This window comes from Bartonella vinsonii subsp. berkhoffii ATCC 51672 (assembly GCF_902825225.1).
GTDB lineage: Bacteria > Pseudomonadota > Alphaproteobacteria > Rhizobiales > Rhizobiaceae > Bartonella > Bartonella berkhoffii.
The window spans coordinates 1-1543 of sequence record NZ_CADEAK010000051.1 but is presented as its reverse complement, the minus strand read 5'-3'; the positions used below and the strand labels follow the sequence as shown (position 1 = coordinate 1543).

Annotated in this window: 2 protein-coding genes; both read right to left on the bottom strand. The window is 43.5% G+C overall.

From position 1 onward, the window contains the following. Positions 1 to 7 precede the first annotated feature (7 nt). Positions 8 to 739 carry a DUF3164 family protein gene (locus J7R10_RS08060; protein ID WP_010704501.1) on the bottom strand — a complete coding sequence of 244 codons (732 nt, stop codon included), beginning with the start codon at positions 737 to 739 and terminating at the stop codon, positions 8 to 10. An 11-nt stretch (positions 740 to 750) separates the two neighbouring features. Beyond that, positions 751 to 1374: a DUF3164 family protein gene (locus J7R10_RS08055; RefSeq protein WP_010704500.1), complete on the bottom strand. Its 624-nt coding sequence runs from the start codon at positions 1372 to 1374 to the stop codon at positions 751 to 753. Positions 1375 to 1543: the final 169 nt, after the last annotated feature.

Genomic DNA, 1543 nt, shown 5'->3' with positions numbered 1-1543 from the left:
TTACCCCTCACGTCTTCGCCACATCAATGATCACAGGACGCCAAGGATGCTCCAATGTATCGCGCTCATAAAAGCGCACATATTCTTTAGATGTCGTCACACGAATGGCTTCACGAATTGCACGCATAGCCTCATTCCAGCGTGGATCATCAATATCCAAACGCAACAGCATAAAGATTTCACCCCGATTCACCTTGCCTTCTTTATCCGTATTAAAAGCACGCGTAATAATCGCACGGATTTCAGGGCGCGCATCCGCAGACCACTCATTTAAACATTCATCAAGAAGGCTTTTAGCAATTTGCAATTGTGGACCAAAATCAAAGCTCTCTTGCACTTGCACCTTAATGCGTTGCAAACCATCAAAACTTGTGTAAGTACAATTGCCCTTTTTACCACGCCACCAAGCACTGTGCTTTTGTGCAAGCATAGCATCAAAGTCGCTCAAATCTCCAATCGTATGGCAGTTAAAATGCGCAATTTTAGACGATAATTCTGTACCCAGTGTTAGAATTTTTCTAACCGTTTCATCATCCAGATGATCAACGTCACTCAAATCTGTAAACGGATCATTCTTAAAATGAGAAATTTGTGCCGATAAATCTTTCGCAAAACTCATAATTTTGTGCACCATTTCATCTTCTAATAAATCCGCAGGGCAGATCATATCTACCGCCACCAAAGCTCCTTTCGCATCCTTTCTATAATACGTTTCTTTAAGCTCAATTGGTTTATTCATCACAAATCCCCTTACGTCTTCGCCAGATCAATGGTCACAGCGCGCCAAGGATGCTCCAAACTCTCCCGTTCATAAAAACGCACATATTCCTTAGAGGTCGTCACACGAATGGCTTCACGAATTGCACGCATGGCCTCATTCCAGCGTGGATCATCAATATCCAAACGCAACAGCATAAAGATTTCGCCCCGATTCACCTTGCCTTCTTTATCCGTATTAAAAGCACGCGTAATAATCGCGCGAATTTCAGGACGCGCATCCGCAGACCACTCATTTAAACATTCATCAAGAAGGCTTTTGGCTATTTGCAATTGCGGACCAAAATCAAAGCTCTCTTGCACTTGCACCCGAATGCGTTGCAAACCATCAAAACTCTGGTAAGTACAATTGCCCTTTTTGCCACGCCGCTCCACACCATATTCTTGCGCAAGCAAACTATCAAAGGCACTCAAATCCGCAATCGTATGATTGTTAAAACGCGCAATCCTTGCCGATAATTCTTTCGCAAAACCCATAATTTTGCGCACCGTTTCATCTTCTAATAAATCCGTTGGGCGGATCAGACTTACCGGCACCAAAGCCCCTTTCGCATCCTTCATATAATGCGTGCCTTCAAGCTCAATTCGTTGATTCATCACAAAAATCCTCCTTATGTTTTTTGAAAACGACGAAACGGTACAACATCCCCTGACAACGGCTTGTACCCCGCCTTTATTTGCCAACGACACCGCAAAAGTTCATGCCCTAAAATGTGGTTATAACCCGCCAAGCGGCGTAAATAATCATTCAATTCTCGAACATCTT